Annotated in this window: 23 protein-coding genes and 1 riboswitch; of the genes, 6 read left to right on the top strand and 17 right to left on the bottom strand. The window is 69.3% G+C overall.

All coding sequences use genetic code 11. The features are described 5' to 3' along the window. The first annotated feature begins 71 nt into the window (after nt 1-71). Nucleotides 72-1,355: a bifunctional o-acetylhomoserine/o-acetylserine sulfhydrylase gene (locus tag QM841_RS18445; RefSeq protein WP_105420521.1), complete on the top strand. Its 1,284-nt coding sequence runs from the start codon at nt 72-74 to the stop codon at nt 1,353-1,355. Continuing rightward, entirely contained in the window at nt 1,352-2,476 is a 1,125-nt protein-coding gene (metX, locus tag QM841_RS18440; protein WP_280782693.1) for a homoserine O-acetyltransferase MetX, read from the top strand. The genes QM841_RS18445 and metX overlap by 4 nt, the downstream gene beginning before the upstream one ends. A gap of 31 nt (nt 2,477-2,507) precedes the next feature. Here metX and QM841_RS18435 read toward each other — a convergent pair whose 3' ends face one another. Genes QM841_RS18435 through QM841_RS18425 form a run of 3 tightly spaced genes read right to left on the bottom strand, consistent with a single transcriptional unit; the run spans nt 2,508 to nt 4,293 of the window. Further along, nucleotides 2,508-2,792: a DUF3017 domain-containing protein gene (locus QM841_RS18435; RefSeq protein WP_005239865.1), complete on the bottom strand. Its 285-nt coding sequence runs from the start codon at nt 2,790-2,792 to the stop codon at nt 2,508-2,510. A 1-nt stretch (nt 2,793) separates the two neighbouring features. After that, nucleotides 2,794-3,654, bottom strand: coding sequence for a bifunctional methylenetetrahydrofolate dehydrogenase/methenyltetrahydrofolate cyclohydrolase (locus tag QM841_RS18430; protein WP_198602216.1), 861 nt, complete (start codon nt 3,652-3,654; stop codon nt 2,794-2,796). 33 nt (nt 3,655-3,687) lie between these two features. Next, complete coding sequence (locus tag QM841_RS18425; protein ID WP_280782692.1) at nt 3,688-4,293, bottom strand: pentapeptide repeat-containing protein; 606 nt, start codon at nt 4,291-4,293, stop codon at nt 3,688-3,690. Between the two features lie 43 nt (nt 4,294-4,336). Between QM841_RS18425 and QM841_RS18420 the strand changes: the two genes are divergently transcribed. Further along, nucleotides 4,337-4,804 carry a tRNA (cytidine(34)-2'-O)-methyltransferase gene (locus tag QM841_RS18420; protein ID WP_025432262.1) on the top strand — a complete coding sequence of 156 codons (468 nt, stop codon included), beginning with the start codon at nt 4,337-4,339 and terminating at the stop codon, nt 4,802-4,804. On the opposite strand, the gene QM841_RS18415 is transcribed toward QM841_RS18420, so the two are convergent. Next, nucleotides 4,785-5,729: a LysR family transcriptional regulator gene (locus QM841_RS18415; RefSeq protein WP_283333027.1), complete on the bottom strand. Its 945-nt coding sequence runs from the start codon at nt 5,727-5,729 to the stop codon at nt 4,785-4,787. The genes QM841_RS18420 and QM841_RS18415 overlap by 20 nt on opposite strands. An 89-nt stretch (nt 5,730-5,818) precedes the next feature. Between QM841_RS18415 and QM841_RS18410 the strand changes: the two genes are divergently transcribed. After that, nucleotides 5,819-6,868, top strand: coding sequence for a TDT family transporter (locus tag QM841_RS18410; RefSeq protein ID WP_283333026.1), 1,050 nt, complete (start codon nt 5,819-5,821; stop codon nt 6,866-6,868). Between the two features lie 21 nt (nt 6,869-6,889). On the opposite strand, the gene QM841_RS18405 is transcribed toward QM841_RS18410, so the two are convergent. The 7 genes from QM841_RS18405 to QM841_RS18375 all read right to left on the bottom strand — a co-directional run bounded on the left by QM841_RS18405 (nt 6,890) and on the right by QM841_RS18375 (nt 15,098). Beyond that, nucleotides 6,890-7,198: a rhodanese-like domain-containing protein gene (locus QM841_RS18405; RefSeq protein ID WP_005257071.1), complete on the bottom strand. Its 309-nt coding sequence runs from the start codon at nt 7,196-7,198 to the stop codon at nt 6,890-6,892. After that, on the bottom strand, nt 7,195-8,088 hold the full coding sequence (locus QM841_RS18400; RefSeq protein ID WP_280782689.1) for a DUF4349 domain-containing protein: 894 nt from the start codon (nt 8,086-8,088) through the stop codon (nt 7,195-7,197). The genes QM841_RS18405 and QM841_RS18400 overlap by 4 nt, the downstream gene beginning before the upstream one ends. A 23-nt stretch (nt 8,089-8,111) precedes the next feature. Beyond that, nucleotides 8,112-11,366, bottom strand: coding sequence for an error-prone DNA polymerase (locus QM841_RS18395; protein ID WP_283333025.1), 3,255 nt, complete (start codon nt 11,364-11,366; stop codon nt 8,112-8,114). 142 nt (nt 11,367-11,508) lie between these two features. Beyond that, nucleotides 11,509-12,252: a (2Fe-2S)-binding protein gene (locus QM841_RS18390; protein WP_283333024.1), complete on the bottom strand. Its 744-nt coding sequence runs from the start codon at nt 12,250-12,252 to the stop codon at nt 11,509-11,511. After that, nucleotides 12,245-13,021, bottom strand: a complete 777-nt coding sequence (locus tag QM841_RS18385; RefSeq protein WP_283333023.1) for an ABC transporter ATP-binding protein — start codon at nt 13,019-13,021, stop codon at nt 12,245-12,247. Before QM841_RS18385 ends, QM841_RS18390 begins: the two co-directional genes overlap by 8 nt. Continuing rightward, nucleotides 13,018-14,106 carry a FecCD family ABC transporter permease gene (locus QM841_RS18380; RefSeq protein WP_105420542.1) on the bottom strand — a complete coding sequence of 363 codons (1,089 nt, stop codon included), beginning with the start codon at nt 14,104-14,106 and terminating at the stop codon, nt 13,018-13,020. The genes QM841_RS18385 and QM841_RS18380 overlap by 4 nt, the downstream gene beginning before the upstream one ends. Beyond that, complete coding sequence (locus QM841_RS18375) at nt 14,103-15,098, bottom strand: ABC transporter substrate-binding protein (RefSeq protein ID WP_283333022.1); 996 nt, start codon at nt 15,096-15,098, stop codon at nt 14,103-14,105. The genes QM841_RS18380 and QM841_RS18375 overlap by 4 nt, the downstream gene beginning before the upstream one ends. Before the next feature lie 95 nt (nt 15,099-15,193). Then, nucleotides 15,194-15,325: riboswitch (cobalamin riboswitch) on the bottom strand. Nucleotides 15,326-15,427: 102 nt separating this feature from the next. Between QM841_RS18375 and QM841_RS18370 the strand changes: the two genes are divergently transcribed. Both QM841_RS18370 and QM841_RS18365 read left to right on the top strand, forming a co-directional pair. Beyond that, a complete protein-coding gene (locus QM841_RS18370; protein ID WP_283333021.1) occupies nt 15,428-17,548 on the top strand; it encodes an MMPL family transporter in 2,121 nt (706 codons plus the stop codon). Nucleotides 17,549-17,580: 32 nt separating this feature from the next. Beyond that, complete coding sequence (locus QM841_RS18365; RefSeq protein ID WP_283333020.1) at nt 17,581-19,575, top strand: SDR family oxidoreductase; 1,995 nt, start codon at nt 17,581-17,583, stop codon at nt 19,573-19,575. A gap of 5 nt (nt 19,576-19,580) precedes the next feature. Here the strand turns inward: QM841_RS18365 and QM841_RS18360 are convergent, their stop codons facing one another. From QM841_RS18360 to QM841_RS18335, 6 genes are all read right to left on the bottom strand, one after another. Beyond that, complete coding sequence (locus QM841_RS18360) at nt 19,581-20,459, bottom strand: ferredoxin family protein (RefSeq protein ID WP_283333019.1); 879 nt, start codon at nt 20,457-20,459, stop codon at nt 19,581-19,583. Nucleotides 20,460-20,488: 29 nt separating this feature from the next. Beyond that, nucleotides 20,489-21,067, bottom strand: coding sequence for a YdeI/OmpD-associated family protein (locus QM841_RS18355; protein WP_283333018.1), 579 nt, complete (start codon nt 21,065-21,067; stop codon nt 20,489-20,491). Between the two features lie 10 nt (nt 21,068-21,077). Beyond that, entirely contained in the window at nt 21,078-21,590 is a 513-nt protein-coding gene (locus tag QM841_RS18350) for a hypothetical protein (protein ID WP_283333017.1), read from the bottom strand. Between the two features lie 36 nt (nt 21,591-21,626). Continuing rightward, nucleotides 21,627-22,601: a R2-like ligand-binding oxidase gene (locus QM841_RS18345; protein ID WP_105420556.1), complete on the bottom strand. Its 975-nt coding sequence runs from the start codon at nt 22,599-22,601 to the stop codon at nt 21,627-21,629. A 151-nt stretch (nt 22,602-22,752) separates the two neighbouring features. Continuing rightward, entirely contained in the window at nt 22,753-23,538 is a 786-nt protein-coding gene (locus tag QM841_RS18340) for an alpha/beta fold hydrolase (RefSeq protein ID WP_283333016.1), read from the bottom strand. 28 nt (nt 23,539-23,566) lie between these two features. Then, nucleotides 23,567-23,950: a VOC family protein gene (locus tag QM841_RS18335; protein ID WP_283333015.1), complete on the bottom strand. Its 384-nt coding sequence runs from the start codon at nt 23,948-23,950 to the stop codon at nt 23,567-23,569. Nucleotides 23,951-24,038: the final 88 nt, after the last annotated feature.

Here is a 24,038-nt window from a genome sequence, read left to right as displayed (position 1 = left end):
CAGACAAGCCCTGTGCGCGAACGAACCAGCAACTCCGTCGCGCCTCGTCAGACCACTGGAGTAGACAGCACATGACCGAGAACTGGTCGTTCGAGACCAAGCAGATCCACGCCGGGCAGACGTCCGACGCGACCACCAAGGCGCGGGCGCTGCCGATCTACCAGACCACCTCGTACACGTTCGACAGCACCGATCACGCTGCCGCGCTGTTCGGTCTGGCCGAGCCGGGCAACATCTACACCCGCATCATGAACCCCACCCAGGACGCGGTCGAGCAGCGCATCGCCGCCCTCGAAGGCGGCGTCGCCGCCCTGCTGCTGTCCTCCGGACAGGCCGCCGAGACGATCGCGATCCTGAACCTCGCCGAGGCGGGCGACCACATCGTCTCCAGCCCGCGGCTGTACGGCGGCACCTACAACCTCTTCCACTACACGCTGCCCAAGCTCGGCATCGAGGTCTCGTTCGTCGAGGACCCCGACGACCTCGAGCAGTGGAAGGACGCGATCCGGGACAACACGAAGGCGTTCTACGGCGAGACCATCTCCAACCCCCGCAACGACGTCCTCGACCTGCCGGGCATCTCCGGGATCGCCCATCAGCACGGGCTCCCGCTGATCGTCGACAACACGGTGGCCACCCCCTACCTGATCCGCCCCCTCGAGCACGGTGCGGACATCGTGGTGCACTCCGCCACCAAGTACCTCGGTGGCCACGGCACGGCGATCGCCGGTGTCATCGTCGACGGCGGCACGTTCGACTGGACCCAGGGCCGCCACGGCAACTTCACCACCCCGGACCCGAGCTACCACGGCGTCGTCTACTCCGAACTCGGACCGCCTGCCTTCGCCCTCAAGGCGCGCGTGCAGCTGCTCCGCGACCTCGGCTCGGCGATCTCCCCGTTCAACGCGTTCCTCATCGCCCAGGGTCTCGAGACGCTGAGCCTTCGCATGGAACGGCACGTGTCCAACGCGACCGCCGTCGCCCAGTACCTGGAGGCGCGGCCGGAGGTCGTGTCCGTCGGATACGCCGGGCTTCCGTCGTCGCCCTGGCACGACCGGGCGAAGCAGATCGCGCCGCGGGGTGCGGGCGCGATCGTGACGTTCGAACTCGCCGGCGGCATCGACGCGGGCAAGAAGTTCGTCAACGCGCTCACCCTGCACAGTCACGTCGCGAACATCGGCGACGTCCGCTCGCTGGTGATCCACCCGGCGTCCACCACACACTCCCAGCTGACCCCCGAGGAGCAGGCCGCCAGCGGCGTCACCCCCGGACTGGTCCGCCTGGCTGTAGGCATCGAAGGGATCGACGACATCATCGCCGATATCGAGACCGGACTCACGGCGGCGGCATCTTGACCGTGAGCGCTGTACAGAACCTGCCCGTGGCGGACGGACGTCTCGGCACCATCGACATCGGATCGCTCGAGCTCGAGAGCGGAACAGTGATCCCGTCGGTGTCCCTCGCCGTGCAGCGATGGGGTGAGTTGTCCCCGAACCGGGACAACGTGGTGCTCGTCGAGCACGCCCTCACCGGCGACTCGCACGTCACCGGACCCGTCACCGACGAACACCCCTCCCCCGGCTGGTGGACCGGGATGGTCGGTCCGGGTGCGCCGATCGACACCGACGAATGGTGCGTCATCGCGACCAACGTCCTCGGTGGCTGCCGCGGCACCACCGGTCCCGGTTCGATCGCCGAGGACGGGCGCCCGTGGGGCAGCCGTTTCCCGGAGATCTCCATCCGCGACCAGATCGCGGCCGAGAAGAAGTTCACCGACCTGCTGGGCATCGACAAGCTGGCGTCCGTCGTCGGCGGTTCGATGGGCGGAATGCGCGCGCTCGAGTGGGCCGTCACCTACCCGGACCAGGTGGCGTCCGCGCTCGTTCTCGCGGTCGGCGCCCGCGCGACCGCCGACCAGATCGGCACACAGACCACCCAGATCGCGGCCATCACCAGCGACCCCGACTGGCAGGGCGGCGACTATCACGACACCGGCCGGATCCCCCGGGCCGGACTGCGCATCGCCCGCCGGATCGCGCACCTGACCTACCGCAGCGAGGCCGAACTCGACTCCCGGTTCGCGAACTCGCCGCAGGACGGCGAGGACCCGTGGCGCGGCGGCCGGTACGCCGTCGAGAGCTACCTCCAGCACCAGGCCGACAAGCTGGTCGGCAGGTTCGACCCGAGCACATACGTGCTGCTGTCCGAGGCCATGAACCGGCACGACGTGGGCCGCGGTCGCGGTGGCATCGCCGCGGCGCTGGGGACGATCACCGCACCCGTCATCGTGGGCGGCGTCGACTCCGACCGCCTGTACCCGATCCGCCTGCAGGAGGATCTGGCCAACGACATCCCCACCTGCGACGGTCTGCGGGTCCTCAACTCACGGGACGGCCACGACGGGTTCCTCACCGAGGCCGCCGCCGTCGCGAAACTGCTCTCCGAGACGATGCAACTGGCCCGCGCGGGGCGCTGACCCCCGTGCGGGACGACACCCGCTCGGACCGCTAGTCGGTTCCGAGCGGGTCGATCGACACGGCCAGCCACACGATTGCGCCCCCGACGGCCACCAGCGCACCCACGTCGAAAGGCTTGCTGCGCACCGCGAGCAGTCCGACGCGCTCCGACGGCATCATCAACCGGAATACCGCCGCGAGCAGCGTGGCGACGCCGAACACGAACGCGCCTCGTCGCCACCGATCCGCGAGCACGAACACGACGGCCACGACGATGACGACCAGGACTGCGAGCATCGGCAGATTCTTCTTCGCGAACTGCCCCCAGTCGGCCATCTCAGCCGAGAGACGCTGCGACACGCTCGGCCCGCTCCACGACGTTGGTCAGCAGGAAGGCACGGGTGAGCGGCCCGACGCCACCGGGGTTCGGGGACAGGAAGCCGGCGACCTCGGCGACATCCGCCGCCACGTCGCCGCGCAGTCCGTCCGCGGTGCGGCTCACACCCACGTCGAGCACCGCGGCACCGGGCTTGACCATGTCGGCCGTGACCAGACCGGGAACGCCCGCCGCCGCGATCACGATGTCGGCGCGGCGGACCTCCGCTCCGAGGTCTCGCGTACGGGTGTGGCAGAGGGTGACGGTGGCGTTCTCGCTGCGCCGGGTGAACAGCAGACCGATCGGGCGGCCCACGGTGACACCGCGACCGACGACGACGACGTGTGCCCCCTCGATCGGCACCTCGTACCGGCGCAGCAGGTGCAGGATTCCGCGCGGCGTGCACGGCAGCGGCGCTTCCTTGCCCAGCACCAGCCGGCCCAGGTTGACCGGGTGCAGGCCGTCGGCGTCCTTGTCGGGGTCGATGCGCTCGAGGGCGGCGTTCTCGTCGAGCTGCTTCGGCAGCGGGAGCTGCACGATGTAGCCGGTGCAGTCCGGGTTGGCGTTGAGCTCGTCGATGGTGGCGTCGAGCTTCTCCTGCGTGATGTCGCCGGGCAGGTCGCGGCGGATCGAGGTGATCCCGACCTTCGCGCAGTCGTTGTGCTTCCCGCGCACGTAGGCGGCCGACCCCGGGTCGTCCCCCACCAGAACGGTGCCGAGACCGGGCGTGATGCCCTTGTCCTTCAGGGCGCTCACCCGCACCTTCAGGTCTTCGAAAATCTCGTCGCGGGTCGCCTTGCCATCGAGGATCGTTGCAGTCACGTGCCCCATTCTCTCAGGTTCGCCATACACGCGTCAGGTCGGTTCCACCACGAGCCCGTTGGCGGTCGCGTACGCGATGGCCTGGGTGAGTTCGATCTGCGCCTTGTCCAGCGAGACCGCCGTCCACAGGTTCGCGTCGACGTGGGCCCCGCGCAGGTCCGCGCCGTCGAATTTCGCGCCGCCGGTGCGGGCGCCGAACAGATCCGCCGACCGGAGCACGGCGCGCCGGAGGTCCGTGCGGACGAGGTTGGCTTCCCGGAACCGGCAGTCCGTGAAATCGAGTCCGCGCAGGTCGGCACCGCCGAGCGACGCGAGCGTGAAATCGCATTCGTCGAAGACCATCGGGCGCAGCCGGCAGTTGTCGAACTCCGACCCGAGGAAGCTGCAGTTGCGGAACTCGCTGTGCCACAGCGTTGTTCTGGTGAACGAGCACGAGCGGAACGCCGTCTGCACATGATGTGACTCGGCGAGGTCGGCGCCCGTGAAATCGCAGTCGGTGAAGATCACCGACTCGGTGCGGAGTTCACTCAGGTCGGCGTCGCGGAAGTTGCATTTCGTGTAGTGCCGCCGCTGCCAGTTCTGCGCGGGGAGTCGTGCGTCGCCGTAGTCCTCACCCACCACCTCTTCTACCGGATCCATGCGTCCATCATGCCGCCTCGCGGTGTGCCCCTAAGCTGTGCGGGTGTTCCGAGTGATGTTCCACGAACCCCGAATCCCACCCAACACCGGCAACGCCATCCGCATGGTGGCAGGCACCGGGTGCGAACTGCACCTCGTGGGTCCACTCGGATTCGACCTGTCCGAGCCGAAACTCAAACGTGCCGGACTCGACTACCACGACCTGGCGTCGGTGACCGTGCACGAGAACCTGGAGGCGGCCTGGGCTGCGCTGGAGCCTGCGCGGGTGTACGCCTTCACCGCGCACGCCACCGTGTCGTACGCCGACATCGCCTACCAGCCCGGCGACGTTCTGCTGTTCGGTCCCGAACCCACCGGACTGTCGGAGGAGGTGCTGGCCGATCCCCACGTGACGGAGCGGCTCCGGATCCCCATGCTGCCCGGCCGCCGGTCGCTGAACCTGTCGAACGCCGCCGCCCTCGTCACGTACGAGGCGTGGCGCCAGCACGGATTCAGCGGGGCTGCGCTGTAGCTCCGACGGTTGCGGCCCCGACACCCGCGGCCGCGCCGGCACCGAGCGCGATGTCGAGGAAGTCGCGCGCCGCACCCTGAACGCCGCGCACCGGGTCCCAGACGGCGGAGAGCCGCCGCGGAAGCGTCAACCCCTCCACCTGAACGGAGGCGAGGCGGCCATCCGTCAGGTCGGCGGCCACCGCCAGCGAGGACAGCACCGCCGGAGCGTTACCCGCCACGACCGCTGCCTTCACCGCCGTGCACGACGTCAGCTCCAGCAGCGGCGGAACGCACTGCGGCACCGCGTTCTCCAGGGTGGTGCGCGTCCCGGAACCGGACTCACGCTGGATCATCGGCGTCGCGGCGAGTTCGGACACGGGAATCGGTGACCGGCGGACCCATTCGTGCTCCGGCGGCACCACGACCACCAGGTGGTCGCGGCCGATCTCCCGTACCTGCAGTCCAGCCGGAATGTCCGGGCCCTCGACGAACCCGAGATCCGCGTCACCGGACAGCACCCGGGCGGTCACCTCGGACGAGTTGAGCAGCCGCACGTTGGTGACCACGTTCGGGTACTTGCGCCGCATCGCGACGGTCCACCCGGGAACCAGGTACTCGGCGATCGTCATGCTGGCCGCCACCGTCAGCCCGGCCTGCCGTTCGCCGCGCAGCGCCGCGACCCCCGACGCCAGTTCCTCGGCCGTGGCGAGGATGTGACTCGCCCATTCGAGGATGAGCGCGCCTTCCGACGTGGGCCGCACACCGCTGGCACCGCGGCTGAACACCTTGATGCCGAACTGACGCTCGGCCGACCGCACCCGGGCGCTGACCGCCTGCTGGCTGAGCCCGTGTTCACGCCCCGCCGCCCCCATGCTGCCGAGCCGCTCGACGGACAGCAGGACGTCGAGGGCACTGAGTTCGGGTACTCGGGGAGACAGCGGCACAACCCAAGGCTAGTCCCACAAACGCGATTTGTGGGTATTCAACGACAAGCCTTCTACCGGCCACGACGATGCGTCGGCAAGCTCTAGGTATGACCCCGAATTGGTTCGCAGCAGTGATGGGCACCGGCATCGTCGCAGTCGTCGCCGCGGCATTTCCGGCAGGCGGTCCGGTGGCCCGGACGGTCGCCGAGATCTTCTGGCTGATCGCCGCGACGCTGCTCGTGGTGCTGACGACCGCACTGGTGCGGCACTGGATCCGTCGCCGCGACGACGCACTCGCGGAGGCGCGCAGCCACACGATGTTCCCGTTCTACGGCGCCGTGTCGATGGCGGTGCTGACGGTCGGGGCCGGCACCGGATCCGCGGGCCGCGCACTTCTCGGTGGTGTCGCTGTCGCCGCGTCGGCCACCCTGTGGACGATCGGGACCGTCATCGGGCTCGTCACATACGTGGTGATGGCGCGCCGACTGGCCCGGCCTCACCAGGTGACTCCGGTGCCGTCCTGGCTCATGCCCGTCGTGCCGCCGATGGTGTCGGCCGCCACCGGTGCCGCGCTGGTCCAGCGCCTCCCGGAAGGCGCGGCCCAGATCGCGATGCTCGCGCTCTGCTACACGCTGTTCGCGCTGGCGCTGAGCGCCGCATTGACCGTCGCCGTCGTCGTCGGACGCCATCTGCTGAGCAACGGGCTCCCCGACACCCCGCTCGTGCCCACCCTGTGGATTCCGCTCGGCGTGATCGGCCAGTCGGTGGCGGCGATCAATCTGCTCGGCGGGGCATCCGGCCACGCCTGGCTCCACGCGGTGGGCGTGGTCTACGGGACCACCATTGGCGCACTCGGCGTCCTCGCCCTCGTGACGCTGGTCACGGTGACCGCCAAGGCCTTTCGCCGCGGGCTGGGGTTCACGCCCGGCTGGTGGAGTTTCACGTTCCCCGTCGGCACCTGCGCGCTGGGTGCGAACTCGCTCGGCGTCGCACTGGACTCGGTGGTGATCGTCGGCGCCGGCGTGACCCTGTGGTGCGCGCTGGTCCTGATCTGGAGCACCGTTGCGGTCCGCACACTGAGGCACGCCGCCGGGCAACGGGGTGGGCGCGTGGTCCGCGACGATTCCGCGGCGCACGCCCTCAGCGCGGTCCGCTGACCGGAATGGTGCCCCGGGGTGTCACGCGCCCGACTCGACGGGGCGTCCGGACTGCATCCACGCGGACGTCCCGCCCGCGACCGACACGGCGTTGATCCCCCGCGCGTTCAGGTACTCCGCCGCCTGCAGGCTCCGGCCGCCCACCCCGCAGATCACGTAGACGACCTCGGCTTCCGGGATCTCGTCCACGCGCGCGACGAACTCACTGAGCGGAATCAGCGTCACACCCGGCACCCGTGCCTGGGCGTACTCGTCGGCCTCGCGCACATCGATGACGGGGGCACCGGACGCCAACGCGCCGTCCAGGGCATTCAGGTCGACTTCGATCATTGCGTCTTCGCCTCTTCTCGTTCCGGCGCCGGGCCCGGCGGTGGGCCGGCCGGCCTGTTGTACATCCGGCGCAGACGGTACGCGCCGTACACGACCAGTGCGATGACGGCCACGAAACCGAACCAGGGAATCAGCGCCCCCACGACCACGGCACCGCCCTTGATCGCAGACAGCAGGGCGTGCCAGCCCGCGACGAGCCCTTCCCAGAAGTTGTCCGGACCGGGACTGGGCTGCTCGGCATCCGTGGTGGTGACGTCGATCATGAGCGTCGCCAGTGCCACCTGGTCGCTCAGCGACCGCTTCTGGGCGGTGAGGCTGTCCAGTTCGCCCTGACGCTCCGACAACGCCCTCTCGGCCTCGATCAGATCCGCGGTGTTCGCCGCCGACGTGATGAGCCCCTGCAGCCGGGTGACGGACGCCGTCAACGCGCCGATCCGGGCGTCGAGATCCTGCGACTGCATCGTCACGTCGCTCTTCGTGACGCTGACGCTGGTGACCTTGCCCAGTTCCCGCAGATCGTCCAACGTCCGGGTGAGCGAGTCGGCGGGCACCCGGATGGTCAGGGAACTGCTCGCATCCTGGTCGTCGGAGCCCGGCTGTTCGGTGAGCTGGTCGACGCGTCCGCCCAGATCGTCGACCTTGTCCACGATCTGCCTGCCGACCGCCACCGGGTCGTCCGCCGTGAGCGCGACCTGACCGGTGATGATCTCCTGGCGGTCGGTGGGCGCCTGGTCCTTCGCGGGTTGCTGTACTGCGCCACCGATTTCCATCTGGCTCGAGTCCCCGGGTGTCGGGGCGGGCGACGGTTGGGAGGAATCGCTGCCGGAACCACCACACCCCGCGAGCGCCAGCGAAGCCACGACGATCGCCGACAAGACGTATCTCCTCATGTCCGAATGCTAGCGGTGCCGGCTCACCTGAAGTCCCTGGATTTGGCGGACACCCGCAAATCCATCAGCTGCAGCCGATCCGCCACCACCGTCACCGCCCCCTCCGCGTTCTGCACCTTGCCGCGGACCAGCAATGCGGGCGCCGTGTTGGCGAGCTTGCGGTACTTCGCCCACAACCCCACCGAACACACCACGTTGACCATCCCGGTCTCGTCCTCGAGGTTGATGAACGTGACCCCCGCGGCCGTCGCCGGGCGCTGCCGGTGGGTAACCGCCCCACCCACCAGAACCCGGTCGCCGTCGGGGACATCGAGCAGGTGCGCCGCCGGGATCACCCCCAGCGCGTCGAGTTGCGGGCGCAGGAACTGGGTGGGGTACGTGTCCGGTGACACCCCGGTGGCCCACACGTCCGCCGCGGCCAGTTCGAGATCGCTCATCCCCGGCAGGGTCGGCGCGCGGGTGGATGCCCCGATCCCCGGCAGCCGGTCGCGGCGCTCCCCCGCCGCGGCGCCCGCCGCCCACAACGCCTCCCGGCGGGACAACCCGAAACTGTCGAGAGCACCTGCGGTAGCCAGCGATTCGGCTTGCGCCGTGCTCAGTTCCACCCGGCCGGTGAGGTCGAGGAACGACGTGTACGGACCTCCGTCGCCGCGGGATTCGACGATCCGCTCGGCCAGCGCGGTCCCGATGTGCCGCACCTCCCCGAGCCCGAGACGCACCTCCGTTCCGCCCGCCTCGACGGTGGCGTGCGCGAGACTCGCATTGATGTCCGCGCCGTGCACCGGCACCCCGTGCCTGCGGGCGTCGGCCACCAGCGACTGCGGCGAGTAGAAGCCCATCGGCTGCGCCCGCAGCAGACCGGCGCAGAACGCCGCCGGGTGATGGAGCTTGAACCACGACGAATAGAAGACCAGGGCGGCGAAACTCTGCGAATGGCTTTCGGGGAAACCGAAATTCGCGAAGGCGTACAGCTTCTCGTAGATCCGGTCGGCCACGTCGTCACCGATCCCGTGCATCTCCCGCATGCCCTGGTAGAGCCGCCCCCTCAACCGTTCCATCTTCTCGGGCGACCGCTTGGAACCCATGGCCCGGCGGAGCTGGTCGGCCTCGGCCGGGCTGAAACCCGCCACGTCGACCGCCATCTGCATCAACTGCTCCTGGAACAGCGGCACACCCAGCGTCCGCTTCAGTGCCTTCTCCAGGGACGGGTGGTCGTAGGTCACCGGTTCGAGCTTGTTGCGGCGGCGGATATACGGGTGCACCGATCCGCCCTGGATCGGACCGGGACGGATGAGCGCCACCTCCACCACCAGGTCGTAGAAGTTCCGTGGTTTCAGCCTCGGCAGGGTGGCCATCTGGGCCCGTGACTCCACCTGGAAGACCCCCACCGAGTCCGCCCGCTGCAACATCTCGTAGACGGCTTCCTCCGAGAGGTCCAGCTGCGCCAGATCCACCTCGATCCCCTTGTGCTCGGCCACGAGGTCGATCATGTAGTGCAGCGCGGAGAGCATGCCGAGACCCAGCATGTCGAACTTCACCAGACCCACCGCCGCGCAATCGTCCTTGTCCCACTGCAGAACGCTGCGGTTCTCCATGCGCGCCCACTCCACCGGGCACACGTCGGCGATCGGCCGGTCGCAGATCACCATGCCGCCCGAGTGGATGCCGAGGTGCCGCGGAAACCCCTCGATCTGAGCGGCCAGCTCGAGGACGGCGGGCGGAATGTCGGTGCCGACCTCCTTCCCGATGCCGCCCCAGCGACTGACCTGTTTGCTCCACGCGTCCTGCTGCCCCTGCGAGAAACCCAGCGCCCGGGCCATGTCCCGCACCGAGGACTTGCCGCGGTACGTGATGACGTTCGCCACCTGCGCCGCGTACTGGCGTCCGTACTTGGCGTAGACGTGCTGGATGGCCTCCTCCCGCCGATCGGATTCGATGTCGACGTCGATGTCCGGCGGGCCGTCGCGTTCGGGCGAGAGGAAACGTTCGAACAGCAGCTTGTTGCGGACGGGATCCACGTTGGTGATGCCGATGGCGTAACAGACGGCGGAGTTGGCCGCCGAACCCCTTCCCTGGCAGAGAATGTCGTTGTTCTTGCAGAACGACACGATGTCGTGGACCACCAGGAAGTAGCCCGGGAAGTTCAGCCCGGTGATGATGTCCAGTTCGTGCTCGATCTGCCGGTAGGCCTCCGGCCGGGCCGCAGGCGCACCGTAACGTCGGCGGGCTCCGTCCATCGTGAGCTGACGCAGCCAGCTCGCCTCGGTGTGCCCGTCGGGCACGTCGAACGGTGGCAGTTGCGGCGCGATGAGCCGCAGGTCGAACGCACACTCCAGGCCGAGGTCCGCGGCACCGCGGACGGCTTCCGGGTACGCGGCGAAGAGGTGCGCCATCTCCTCACCGGACCGCAGGTGCGCTCCCCCGGCGGGCGCCAGGTGCCCGGCCGCGTCGTCGAGGCTCTGCCGGGCCCGGACGGCGGCCATCGCCATGGCCAGTCTCCGGCGCGGCGGTCCCGCGAAGTGCGCCGCCGTGGACGCGATCACCCGAAGGCCGTGCTGCTGTGCGAGTTCGGCGAGGTCGGCGTTGCGCTCACCGTCCTCCGCGATGCCGTGATGGGTGAGTTCCACCGTGACCCGGTCGGCCCCGAACCGGTCGATCAGCTCCCGCAGCCGGGCGGCCGCGGCGTCCGGGCCACCGTCGGCCAGCGCCTGACGCACATGCCCCTTCCGGCACCCGGTCAGGATCTGCCAGTGCCCCCCGGCCGCGTCGGTGAGACGGTCGAGGTCGTAGCGCAGCTTGCCCTTCTCCCCGCCCGCGAGATGCGCCGCCGCGATTTCCCGGGAGAGCCGCCGGTACCCCTCCTGACCTCGCGCCAGTACCAGCAGATGCGCGTCGTCCAACGTCAGTTCGGACCCGAACACGGTGCGCATGTTCAGTTCCTTCGCCGCCTCCGCGAACCGGACCACACCGTAGAACCCGTCGTGGTCGGTGAGTGCGATGGCCTCGAGACCGAGCCGGACGGCCTCCTCCACCAACTCTTCCGGCGGGGAGGCGCCGTCGAGGAAACTGAACGCCGAATGCGCGTGGAGTTCGGCGTACGGAACGGTGGAGCCGGTGCGCTCCTGCGGGCCCGCCCGGTACTCCCCCCGCTTGCGCGACCACGCGGGGCTGTCGCCGCCGTCGCCCGGGTACAGCGACTCCGGGCTGACCCTCCCCGGCCTGCCCGACAGGACGCGCTCCATCTCGGACCACGTCGGCGGACCGTTTCCCCAACCCATCTGGCACACCTCTTCATGTCGCGCACGTGCCGTGCCGAAACCATGGAAGATGCCGCTGGGGAAGACGCATCATTCGAACGGGAGTTCGAACGCCTTCAGTCTGCCATCACACCCGCGGACCGGTCAACGCAGGCACCCGGACTCACGTCACGAGCGCGGCCAGACCTTTCAGACGGTCCTCGGCCGGCCTCCTCGGGCAGCTCACACACTTGCCCGACCCGGGGGTCTCGTAGATCAGGCAACACGACGCCCGCTGCGTGAACCGGCGTGACAGTGCCCCGGCCCGGATGTCGACGAACCGCGGGTCCGGCATCACCACACCGACGCGGCGGAGTGCGTCCACCAGCCCCCGGGCGAAGATGCTGCCGCGTGCGCGATCGCCGCACGCCGTTCCCGCGTCGAGTGCCCGGTTGGCGATCGAATCCGTCGTGATCGCCCACATCGCCGCCTGCCGCACCCCGGACGCCGCGGTGAGAGCGTCGATGATCGGCGTCAGCGCCGTGGCCATCTCGGACGCCAGCTCGGACAGCCCCTCGGTGACCGGCAGTGCCGACGACGCGGTCAGGCCGCCGAGATACCCGTCGTCCCGCAGGAATGCCACGGCGTCGACGAGCCGCGGCCGGGCGGCGACCCCCGTGACGAGCGCGGTCGCGATCGGAATCCCGGTCAGGGTCGAGCTGGCCGAGTACCACCACAGGGTGCCGTTGACCCGGGGATCGTCGCTGCCCCACCGCCTCGCCGTGTCCGCGACGCGGTCTGCGAGCCAGCCGGGATCGGTCAGGCGCACGGCCGGGAACGAGGAGGCGCCGGGTTGCCCGATCTGGTCGGCGATCATCGGGACGCGGCGGGTGGTCAGCTCGTACGCACGCCGCAGTTGCTCATCCATCGGCCAACCCCAGGATCTCCATCGACAGCCGCGGCGTCGACCGCACGACGGCGCGGATGCCGAACACCCCGCCGAGCACGGCGTCGTCCAGCACGTCGGCGGGCGGACCGGTGCTGATCACCCGTCCATCGTGCATCACGGCCAGCGTGTCGCAGAACTCGACGGCCAGCCGGAGGTCGTGCATGGTCACGACGATCGCCAGACCGTCGCACGCGAGGTCACGCAGCAGGTTCATCACCGTCAGCTGATGCCGCAGGTCGAGGTGGTTGGTGGGTTCGTCGAGCAGCAGGACCCTCGGCTGCTGCGCGAGCGCCCGGGCGATCGACACCCGTTGACGCTCCCCGCCCGACAGCGCCTGGACGTCGCGATTCGCGAGTTCGGCCAGCCCGACCTGACGTATGCACGTCTCGACGATCTCACTGTCGGCGCCGGTCGCCCGTTCGAACCAGCCCCGGTGCGGGATACGTCCGAGCGAAACGGATTCGCGCACGGTCAGTCCCGCGGACACCCGCGGCTCCTGGGTGCTCGCCCCGATCGTGCGGGCCAGTTCCCGCCGGCCCAGATCGGCGGTGTCCGTTCCGTCGACGGCGACGGCGCCCCCGGTCGGGGTGAGCGCCCGGTAGCAGCAGCGCAGCGCGGTGGTCTTGCCGGAACCGTTGGGCCCGACCAACGCCAGCACCTCACCGGGACGCACGGAGAAGTCGATGCCGTGCAGCACTTCCCGCGACCCGAGTTCGGCGCGGACACGTTGCAGGCTCAGCGCGGTCACTGTTCGGCCCTCCGATACTGCCGGTAGAGCATCCACACGAAGATCGGCGCTCCCACGAGCGCGGTGACGACGCCCACCGGGACCTCGATGCTGTGCGCGACCGACCGCGCGGCCGTGTCCGCCGCGACCATCGCGATCGCGCCGAGGAATGCGGCGACGGGCAGCAGCCTGACCGCCCGGGCGCCCACGACGTACCCGGCCAGGTGCGGCACCAGCAGACCGATGAAGCCGATGCCGCCTGCGACGGACACGGCGGCCCCGGCCAGCATCGACACACCGAGCAACTGCACGACGCGGAAGCGTCGCACGTTCATGCCGAGGGCGGCGGCGCCGTCGTCTCCCGCCTGCAGCAGGTCGATGCGGCTCGCGCTCAGCATCATCGCGGCCCCGACCGTCGCGAGTGCCACGGCCGGGAAGATCGCCGTCGACCAGCGCGAGTCGCCGAACCCGCCTGCCAGCCAGTGCATCACCGAACTCAGTTGATGCTCGTCGGCGACGACCAGGATCGAGAACGTGATGAGAGCCGAGAACACCTGCGCCGACGCGACGCCCACGAGGATGACGGCCGTCGGCTGCGGATACCGTCCGCCGATCGCCAGCGACAGGAACAGCGGCACCATCGCGCCCAGGAATGCCGCGACGGGAACGGTGAACGCGCCGAGCGCTCCCACCCCGAGCCCGAGCACCGTCACCACCACCACGCCGAAACCGGCACCCGAGGACACGCCGAGCAGATAGGGATCGGCCAGCGGATTGCGGGTCACCGCCTGCGCCACGGCGCCTGCGAGGGCGAGCGCCGCACCGACGGCCGCCGCGGTCAGCGCCCGCGGCAGCCGGGAGTCGAGGACGATCGACTCCCGCGCCTGTGACCACCAGGACTCGAATGCGCCGGGGGCCACGCGGTGCGCGACGATCGCCCAGACGTCGCCGACCGGGATGCGCACGGAACCGAACGACACCGCGAGGCCGACGACGAACAGGGTTGTCAGCGCGAGCAGCACCGTCAGGCCCGCGAAACCGAGGCGTGCGCGGGCCGGGTGTGGTGCCTGCGCCGGTGGTGCCGCACGTTCTGCGGTGACGGTCATCGCGCGCCGACGTCGTCCGGATGAAGTGCCCGCGCGATCGTCTCCACCGACCGCACCAGGCGCGGGCTCTCGAAGAAGTCGTCGAGCGGCACCACCACGAAGCGGCCGGCCTTCACGGCGGGTGTCGTCGACATGATCGGGTGCGACTTCAGGAAGTCGATCTTCGCCTGCGCACTCGTCGTGCCGTAGTCGAGGACGACGATCGCCTCCGGGGCGCGTTCACCGATGATCTCCCAGGTGGACTTCGAATACGGCTTCTCCCCTTCGGCGAAGAGGTTGGCCGCACCCGCGTGGTCCGCGATGAGCTGGCCGACTCCCACACCGCCGATCGTCAGCGGGACGTCCTCGCCGGAATCGTAGAAGAACGTCGGAACCGGGGCGGCGCCCGCGATTTCGTCGCGCACGGCCTGCAACCCGGACGTCACCCGGTCGGTGATCGCCCGCGCCCGGTCGGGGTCTCCGAGGATCTCGCCGAGCTGCGTGTAGTCGCTGCGCAGCAGACCGATGTCGGGGAAGCCCTGCCCGCAGTACTCGGAGAACAGGAAGGTGGGAATGCCCTGGTCGTCGAGGGATTCACGCGACCGCCCCTCCTTCTCGTCGAACGCGCTCCGCATTCCGCCGACCACCAGGTCGGGGTCGAGGTCGAGGATCTGCTCCCGGGTCGGGTATTCCTTCGCGAGTTTCGGGATCTTCGCGAAGGCGTCCGCGAACTCGGGCAGCGGGGTCGCGTCGCCGTACCCTGTGCCGACGATGCGGTCGCCGGCCCCCATCTCGATCAGCACCTCGGTGACGTGATCGTTCATGCTGACGATGCGCTGGGGCGGGGCGTCGAACGTCTCCGTTCGATCGCAGTTGGTGACGGACACCGGCTCGGCGAAGGATTCTGCGGAAGCGGTCTGCCCCACGGACTCCCCGCGCGAACACCCGGCGACCACCAGCGCGGCCACAGCGAGCGTGACCAGACCGGTACTTCTGAACAACTGACCGTGCATGTAAACCTCATTGCGGCTCAGAGCCACGAATGAGAAGTCAGCAGACGCCCGGTGCGGCGCCTGCAGGACTCCGCTTCGTAGACCACGACGAAAAGGATGTCGCACACCCCACGCCGGGTAATCGGGCTCGCCACCGAAATGATCTGGTGGCCTACCGTTGCGGGTCAGCGCCGGATTCGGACCGGCTTCCCCCGTGCGTGTGGCTGCAAGTGCGATGCCGAGTATGCACGATTTGCCGGGAGCCGCGTCACACCCCCGCCGGTGACACCCCGATCCGCACTACAGTCGGCAGTCGCAGCTGCCCGCCCCAGACACGCCGGAGATGACGCATGACACGTTGGGCCTCGACCGTTGTTTCACGCAAATGGTGGGTCCTGAGCCTCGCCGTCGTCGCCGTTCTGGTGAGCGGCGTGTGGGGCACCGGTGTCTTCGCGAAACTCAGCTCGGGCGGGTTCACCGATCCCGGTAGCGAATCCGCCGAAGTGGCCCGGATCGTCCAGGACAACCTGGGTCCGCAGACGCCGGACATCATCGCCATCTACACGGCACCCGAGGGGAAGACCCTGGACGACATCGGCCCTGAGGTCACCGCGAGTCTCGACCGGTTCGCCGCCGAGGTGCCGACGTACTCGGTGACGTCGTACTGGACCGCGGACGCGGCGAGAAAGCAGCTGATGGTGTCGGAGGACGGCACCAAGGCGTCGGCCGCGATCACCGTCGACCCCGACGCCGGGATCACCGCCGCCACGTTCGACGACCTGTTGCCGAAGCTCGAGGTGGAGGGCATCGACACCGAGTTCGCGGGCAATTCGGTGGTGGGTGTGGCGTTCAACAACCGGCTGCAACAGGACCTGGTGCTGGCCGAGGCGATCGCGCTCCCGATCACTCTCGTGTTGCTGGTCTTCATCTTCGGCGGTCTGGTGGCCGCGGCCGTTCCGGTGTTCGTCGGGCTGCTCTCGATCTTCAGCGCCCTGGCCACCCTGCGCCTGCTGACCCTGTTCACCGACGTCAGTTCGTTCGCGATCAACGTGGCGTCCCTGCTCGGCCTGGGGCTCGCGATCGACTACGGCCTGTTCGTCGTCGGACGTTTCCGCGAGGAACTGGAGTCCGGCGCCGACGTCGCGGAGGCGACCCGGCGCACCGTCCTGACCGCGGGCCGCACCGTGCTGTTCTCCGGTCTGCTTCTCGTGTGCGCGTTCTCGGGCATGCTCGTGTTTCCGCAGGACGTGATCAAGTCGCTCGGGTTCGGTGCGATGGCCGCGGTCGCGAGCGCGGCGCTGCTGTCGCTCACCGCGGTCCCGGCGCTGCTCGCGATCCTGGGTCATCGCATCAACGCACTGACCTGGCGCAAGGATGCGGCGCAGCGCGGGGAGGTTCGCGCCCGCAAGTTCTGGGGCTCCGTCGTCACCTGGGTGATGCGGCGGCCGGTCGCCATCGCGGTCGGCATCGTCGCGGGGTTGATGGTCCTCGCCTCGCCCCTGCTCAGCGCATCACTCGGCGAGGTCACGTACACGGCGCTCCCGGAGAACGACTCCGCCCGGATCGCCACCGACACTCTCACCACCGAATTTCCCACCACCGGAAACGGCGCCACCCTCATTCTCCGGGGCACCGACGGCACGGCCCCGACCGCCGCCGACGGCGCCGCGGTCGCCCAGGCCGCCGGCCGGGTGGAGGGCATCGGGGCGGCCACCGTCGTCGCGTCCGGCAACGAGCTGGTCGCGGTCCAGGCCGTCTACTCCGAGGGCGTCACCACCGACGACCAGAGCGCCTCAGTGGACGGACTCCGTGCCATCACGCCACCCGAGGGAACCGAACTCCTCGTCGGCGGCGGTCAGGCGACCGTCGACGACGGGAACGCGGCGATCGTGCACTGGATGCCGGTGATGATCGCGATCATGGTGGGTTCGACGCTCGTGCTGCTGTTCCTGGCGTTCGGCTCGGTGGTGCTGCCGATCAAGGCGGTCGCGATGGCGGGGCTGAGCCTCGCCGCCACGTTCGGTGTGCTCACGTGGATCTTCGAGCTGGGCCACGGCGCGAGTCTGCTCGGGGTCAGTCCGGCACCGCTCGAGGCGACGTTCGTGGTCCTCATCCTCGCCGTGGTCTTCGGCCTGTCGACCGACTACGAGGTGTTCCTGATGTCACGCATGGTCGAGGCGCACGAGGCAGGCGCGACCACGGAGGAGGCGGTGCGCTTCGGCACCGAGCGCACGGGCCGCATCGTGACGGCCGCGGCGCTGCTGCTCGTGGTGGTGACCGGAGCGTTCACCATCTCCGGTCTGTCGATCATGCGGTTCCTCGGTGTGGGGATGATCGTCGCACTCATCGTCGACGCGACGGTGGTCCGCATGCTCCTCGTTCCGTCCCTCGTGAAGCTGATGGGCGAGGCCAACTGGTGGGCTCCGGCCTGGATGAAGAAGGTGCACGCCAAGGTGGGTCTGGGCCACTAGTGCATTATCTTACTTTGGAGTAAGTTCGGGTCATGTCCACCTACCTCGTCACCGGCGGAACCGGCTTCCTGGGTCGGCACGTGCTGCCCCTGATCCTCGACCGCGATGCATCAGCCGAGATCCACGTCCTCGTCCGGCGCGCGTCCGTCGCGCGCTGGGAGGCGCTCGTCGACGGCATGCCGGGCGGCGAACGCGTGCATCCGCTGATCGGCGACCTGACGGAGCCCGGCCTCGGACTCACCTCGGCGCCGGCGGCCGACCACGTCCTGCATCTCGGCGCGATCTACGACCTCACGGCGGGCGACGAACAGGCCACCACGAACGTCGACGGCACCCGCTCGGTGATCGCGCTGGCCCGGGAACTGGATGCGACGCTGCACCACGTCTCGTCCATCGCCGTCGCGGGGGACCACGAAGGTCCGTTCAGGGAAACCGATTTCGATCTCGGGCAGGGGTTCCCCACCCCGTATCACCGCACCAAGTTCGAGGCGGAGAAGCTGGTCCGGGAAGCCGACGGCCTGCGGTGGCGAATCTACCGCCCCTCCGCGGTGGTCGGCAGTTCGGTCACCGGCGAGATGGACAAGATCGACGGCCCGTACTACCTCTTCCCCGCCATCGCGGCGCTCGCGAAACTCCCCGCGGCCCTGCCCGTGGCCGTCCCCCGGATCGGCTCGACCAACGTCGTCCCCGTCGACTACGTGGCCGCGGCCATCGTGGAGTTGATGTCGGCACCGGGACGGGACGGCCAGACGTTCCATCTCGTCAATCCGCGCCCCCAGCCGGTCCGCGAGATCTACGCCGCGCTCGCCAGGGCCGCCGGTGCACCGCATCCCGCGGCCGGACTCCCCGGCGGACTCGTCCGCCCCTTCCTCACTCCCACCCCCCACTCGGCCCTCGACACGGGCCGCAAGGTGGTGCTCGGCGCTCTCGGCATCCCGCCCGTGCTCGTCGAGAACATGACACTGCCCACGGTGTTCGTGAACGACGACACCCGGGAGGCGCTGCGCGGCACAGGCATCGACGTCCCCCGGTTCGCGTCGTACGCCGACAGGCTGTGGTCGTACTGGCGTGAGAACCTCGACCCGGATCGAGCGCGCAGGCCCCACCCGGCCGGACCGCTCGTGGGCAGGCACGTGGTGATCACCGGGGCGTCGTCCGGAATCGGCCGGAGTTCCGCGATCGCGACGGCCCGCAAGGGCGCGAAGGTCATTCTCCTCGCCCGGCGCACCGAGGAACTCGACGCCGTGGTGGCCGAGATCCGTGCGGCGGGCGGCGACGCCTACGGGTACCCCTGCGACATCACCGACGAGGAGTCGGTCGAGCACACCGTCAAAGCAGTTCTTGCCGAGCACGATCACGTCGACATGCTCGTCAACAACGCCGGCCGGTCGATCCGGCGGGGCCTCTACCACTCCACGGACCGGCTCCACGATTTCGAGCGGACCATGGCCGTCAACTACTTCGGCGCGGTCCGGCTCGTCCTCGCCTTCCTCCCGCAGATGCGCGAGCGGCGGTACGGGCACATCGTCAACATCAGCAGCGCCGGGGTCCAGGGCGCGACGCCGCGGTTCGCCGCCTACGTCGCCAGCAAGTCGGCCCTCGACGGCTTCACCGATGTCGCGGCGTCCGAAACCCTCTCGGACGGAATCACGTTCACCACCATCCACATGCCACTCGTCGAGACGCCGATGATCGCGCCCACCGGCCGGTACAACGTCGGACCGATCACCTCCCCGGAGAAGGCGGCGGCAATGGTCGTCCGGGCGCTGATCGAACGCCCCAAGCGCATCGACGTCCCGACCGGCACGCTCGGGGAACTCGGCCACGTCTTCGCACCCGCCGTCAAGGATCGCGTGATGCACCAGATGTATCGCATGTTCCCCGATTCCCCGGCGGCGAAGGGGCAGAGCACGGACGACGCGGCGCCGGCACCTCAGCACACGCCGGAACCTAGGCACCACCCGTCGTCGGTCCTCGGCCGCGCCGCCCGGAAGGTCGGAAGGCTGGTGCCCGGCACCCACTGGTGACCGAGTCAGGGGGCGAGGGCGCGGACTCCGGTGGCGACGACGGGTCGCACCGGCTTCGGCGCCGCCCCGCAACTCGCCGGCCGGGGCGGCAGCTCCCACTCCTCCAGGTCGACCACCCAGCGGCGCCCGTCGCGATGCGCGACAACCGAGTTCGCGTCCACCGTGAGCTCGTCCGCGGCCGCGTCCACGAGATCGCGGACGGCGAGTTCCGCCACCTGCCCCGGTGCGTCCCAGCAGCTGCGGCCGCGCAGCCCGGTCGGGTACACCTCGCCCCGGGCGGCGGCGCGGACCGCGTCGACACTCTCCTGCGTCGACAACCGGCCGTAGGTGTACCCCATCGGCAGCAGGATCAGCGAAGGCGCGAACCGGTGCCCACCCGTGTGCGAGCACTCCCACACCGCGTCGCCGAACTCCGCGGCCAGGCCGGCCGCGGCCGGCCGTCCGAGGACGGCGCAGCACTGATCCCTCTTCCCGTGCGCGCACACCAGCACGACCGGGTCCGTCACCGGTGTGCCCAGACCGGGTGCGGTCCCCGCGATCAGCCCGAGGTCCAGGTCGAGCAGGTCTTCCGGGAAGCCGATCTCGAGCCGCTCGCACCACGACCGCGCGGGATGCGACTGCGCCAGCAGCACCGTCCGCCGATCCGGGGCCGCGGTGCTGCGGCCCGGCCGGCGGATGAACATGACCCGCACCCCGGCCGCGTCGGCGCGGGCGTCCAGCTCACGGGCCAGGTCCGGTCCGAGCGCGGTGCCGTCGAGTACGTCCCGGCCCCACGCGCCGGGGAACTCCAGGCACACCCAGCCCGTGACATGCGCAGCGGTGCCCGCGAGGGGTTCGTCGGTCGCGGACAGAGCAGAGCAGGTGGCGGTGATCGTGTCAGGCACGATGCCATTGTGTCAGTCGGGAAAATCGGTCAGTCATGGAACTTCCTGCGCTCCGACAACTGCTGGACGAACTTCTCGATGCGGCGCGCACGCGTCTCCGGGCGCGTGGCGTCCTGCAGGCGGAAGTAGACGGCGTACCGGTTGTGGCTGTCGAGTGTCGCGTAGAAGGCCTCGGCCTCGGGATTCTGCGCGAGGGCGTCCAGGAAGTCCTGCGGTATCTCCGCCGCCTTCTGTCCCGCGTACGCGCGGTCCCAGCGACCGTCCGCCCTGGCCCGCTCCACCTCCGCCGCGCCCGCAGGCTCGAGGAGACCTGCCTCGGCGAGTTTCTCCGCGAACTCCCGGTTCCGCTTCGACCACGGACTTCGCGACGAGCGCGGGGTGAACCGCTGCACGAAGAAGTCGTCGTCGACGCGGCGGACCTGGCTGTCGATCCAGCCGTAGCACAGCGCGACCTGGAGAGCCTGGTCGTAGTTGATCGACGAATGCGCCGACCCCTTCTTGGCCATCTTCAGCCAGATGCCCGGTGAGGAGTCGTAATGAGCGCCGAGCCATTCCCGGAACTCGGCCGGTCCGGAGAAGTACTCGACGCTGAGCTCGGCAGCACACATGTGCCCGAATCTAGCGGGAGAACAGCTGTCCCGCCCAGACCCGGACGAATCCCTGGGACAGATATCCGAGCGTCCCGAGCGCCAGCACCCATTTGGTGACGCTGACCGCACTGGTGGTGCGCACGGTCGCGTCGGTGATGTGCTCGCGATGGGACAGCAGATACAGCCCGACGACGTTCTCGGCGTAGTCGCCTGCCGCGGAGATCACCGGGGCCGCCGCCAGCGCTTTCTGCGTTCTCGCCGAGAGTGGTGTCAGTTCCGCCAGACGTCGTGCGCCCGTGCGCAACGCGACCGCGTAGATCAGGGGATGGACGAAGTCCGGGTAGTAGTGGCTGCGGTAGCGCGCCCTGTCTGCAGCGGACATTGCGTCGAGGATCGCCGTGTAGGACCGGGCGGACCGGGCGGTCTGGATGTCGGCGAGCCGGGGTGCCACCGGGCCGAGTAGCCGGACGATGTTCGCCTGCGAGATCACGAATGCTGCAGACCAGCCGAGGAGTCTGCGGTCGAGTGCGGTGAGCGCCATGAGCCGATCCTGCCATCTGTCACCGCGGCGCGTGCCTCAGCCGGCGGCCTCGGACATCGCCTTGGCGTCCTCCTCGCCGAACTTCTCCTCGAGGGCCTCGGGTGAATAGTCCAGATCGATCTCCTCGACCGGGCGTCCCCGCGCCGACTCGATCGCCCCCAGCCGGCGCTGCGCCCGGTCCGCGGCGTACGCGATGAACTCCTGGTCGTCGAGCCCGTACGGCTGGACCTCGAATTGCTTGTTGACCCAGTCGATCATGCCCAGTGCCATCGGCATCAGCTCCGCCATCCGCTCCTGGACGACACCCCAGTTGCTGTCGTCGGCGGCGACGTGCCGGCGACAGGTGAACGTTCCCCACGCCATGTGGCGTCGTTCGTCGTCGCCGATCCTGCGGACGAGCTCCTGCATGCCCGGCAGGATCCCGCGCGTCGTGCACACCTTCTGCCAGGCGTAGTACCCGGTGAGCGCGAGACTGCCCTCGATGACGTGGTTGTAGGTGACGCTGGCCCGCACCTGATTGGCCGGACTGGGATCGGTCTCGAGCACCTTCAGCGATCCCGGCAGCTCCTCGTAGAACAACTGCCGGTAGTACGGGTTCTCGGCGACGAAGGGATGCAGGTCGCGTGTCAGGCCCACCGCGTCCATCCACAGCCGGAACACCTGGGTGTGCTTGGCCTCCTCGAAACAGAACTGCGTCAGATACATCTCGTCCCCGAAGCGCCCCTCGGCGGCCATCGCCTTCATGAACGGCTGGATGTCCTCGGTGACCGCTTCCTCACCGGCGATGAACTGTGCGACCAGATACGTGGAGTTGCGCTGCTGCTCCGAGTTCAGCCCCTCCCAGTCCTCCGCGTCCCGACTGAAGTCGAGGTCCGTGGGATTCCAGAACTTGGCGTTGCCCTTCGTGAACAGCCGCAACGGGAACGCGTCCCAGTTGAGGCCCCCGGCGCGGAGCGAGCTGAACCCTTGCCTGCCGGGCGCAAAGGGGCGTCCAGGCGTGAGTGTCGACATCGTTGACCTTCTTCCGGACGTGCGGAAGACGCCGTCGGACGCCCCGCAGCTTCGGGGCGCTCGTCTGACAACCGGCCCGTTCCGAGCCCCCGCTTCGGTTCCCACGCTAGTCCTGTCGAAGCCGTCGCGGTTTACATTTTCGGACTTTTTGTCAGCTCGTCTCGAGCTTCATCAAGAACGGCAGCACCGCCGCCGCGAAGTCGTCGTAACGGTCGCGGTGAATGCTGTGCCCGCTACGGAACACCACCACCCGGCAGTTCGGTATCGCCGCCACCGCGGACTCGAGTCTGCGCGGATCCACCATTCCGCCCGGACCGCCCCGCAGGATCAGCGTGTCGGCCTCGATGTCCGGCAATCTGTCCCACCACAACGGATCCGGGCGGCGGAACTGCTCGAGCGCCGAGCCCGTCATCGACCGGTCGAACGCGAACGCGGCCCGCGGATGCCGGATCAGGCTCGTCGTCGCGTGCCACAGTTCCGGCAGCGACGGCAGCCGATTCGCGAAAACCTGTTCCGGGTCACCGGGACGCAACGGGAGCGGGGCCTCCTCGATCACCAGCCGGCGAACCAGCCCGGGTCTGGCCTGGGCCGCGAGCGATGCGGCATGACCACCGAGCGAATGCCCGACGAGATCCACCCGCGTCAGCCCGAGGTTGTCGCACACCTCCACCACGTCGGCACCGAACTCCTCGAACAGATACGACCCGGCGCGGGCACTGCGACCGTGCCCCCGCAGATCCACGACGAGGACGCGGCGCCCGCGGGCGACGAGTGCGCGGGCAAAGCGGTCCCAGGTGCCGCCGTCACCGCCCATCCCGTGCACCAGAACCACCGGCACGGGATGGACGCCCGACGACCCCGGCACCGAGGACTCGCCACTGTCCCGGTAGGCGATCTCGATACCGGCGCGCGTCGGGGTAGTCCTGCTCGTCTCCACGAGAATCCAGACTAGCGACCGCCGCGGACTACCCGCCCGACCCGTACGGGCGGGTGATGATCTCCAGATAGTGACCGGACGGGTCGAGGAAGTAGACGCCCCGCCCGCCGTCGTTGGTGTTGATGGTGCCCGGCAGCGTCTGCCGCGGATCCGCCCAGTGCTCGAGCCCCCACTCGACGATCAGACCGTAGATCCGGTCGAAGTCGTCCTCGCCGACGAGGAACGCATAGTGCTGCGGCGGGAATTCGACCGGCGGTTCCGCGAAGTCGAGGGACACCCCGTTGTCGAGGGCGACCGCCAGGAAGTGGCCGGCAGGCACGGCGTCCGGCAATCCGAACAACGTGGTGAAGAAGGACGCCGACTCCTGCTTGTTCTTGGCGGCGACGATAGTGTGGTTGAAAGAAATGGTCACAGTCGACCCTTTCGAGGTATGCCACGACCCGACGATGCGGCCGTGGCCGGCCTCCATGCCTGACGCTGTCCGCCACCGGCACGCGACC

This window comes from Rhodococcus sp. IEGM 1307 (assembly GCF_030056915.1).
Lineage (GTDB): Bacteria > Actinomycetota > Actinomycetes > Mycobacteriales > Mycobacteriaceae > Rhodococcus_F > Rhodococcus_F opacus_D.
This window is presented reverse-complemented; position numbering and strand designations above follow the sequence as displayed.

Coding starts and splice junctions, on each gene's coding strand:
- QM841_RS18445 (WP_105420521.1), top strand. CDS start 72: ATGACCGAGAACTGGTCGTTCGAGACCAAGCAGATCCACGCCGGGCAG.
- QM841_RS18435 (WP_005239865.1), bottom strand. CDS start 2,792: ATGGCCGACTGGGGGCAGTTCGCGAAGAAGAATCTGCCGATGCTCGCA.
- QM841_RS18425 (WP_280782692.1), bottom strand. CDS start 4,293: ATGGATCCGGTAGAAGAGGTGGTGGGTGAGGACTACGGCGACGCACGA.
- QM841_RS18410 (WP_283333026.1), top strand. CDS start 5,819: ATGACCCCGAATTGGTTCGCAGCAGTGATGGGCACCGGCATCGTCGCA.
- QM841_RS18405 (WP_005257071.1), bottom strand. CDS start 7,198: ATGATCGAAGTCGACCTGAATGCCCTGGACGGCGCGTTGGCGTCCGGT.
- QM841_RS18400 (WP_280782689.1), bottom strand. CDS start 8,088: ATGAGGAGATACGTCTTGTCGGCGATCGTCGTGGCTTCGCTGGCGCTC.
- QM841_RS18395 (WP_283333025.1), bottom strand. CDS start 11,366: ATGGGTTGGGGAAACGGTCCGCCGACGTGGTCCGAGATGGAGCGCGTC.
- QM841_RS18390 (WP_283333024.1), bottom strand. CDS start 12,252: ATGGATGAGCAACTGCGGCGTGCGTACGAGCTGACCACCCGCCGCGTC.
- QM841_RS18380 (WP_105420542.1), bottom strand. CDS start 14,106: ATGACCGTCACCGCAGAACGTGCGGCACCACCGGCGCAGGCACCACAC.
- QM841_RS18375 (WP_283333022.1), bottom strand. CDS start 15,098: ATGCACGGTCAGTTGTTCAGAAGTACCGGTCTGGTCACGCTCGCTGTG.
- QM841_RS18370 (WP_283333021.1), top strand. CDS start 15,428: ATGACACGTTGGGCCTCGACCGTTGTTTCACGCAAATGGTGGGTCCTG.
- QM841_RS18365 (WP_283333020.1), top strand. CDS start 17,581: ATGTCCACCTACCTCGTCACCGGCGGAACCGGCTTCCTGGGTCGGCAC.
- QM841_RS18355 (WP_283333018.1), bottom strand. CDS start 21,067: ATGTGTGCTGCCGAGCTCAGCGTCGAGTACTTCTCCGGACCGGCCGAG.
- QM841_RS18350 (WP_283333017.1), bottom strand. CDS start 21,590: ATGGCGCTCACCGCACTCGACCGCAGACTCCTCGGCTGGTCTGCAGCA.
- QM841_RS18345 (WP_105420556.1), bottom strand. CDS start 22,601: ATGTCGACACTCACGCCTGGACGCCCCTTTGCGCCCGGCAGGCAAGGG.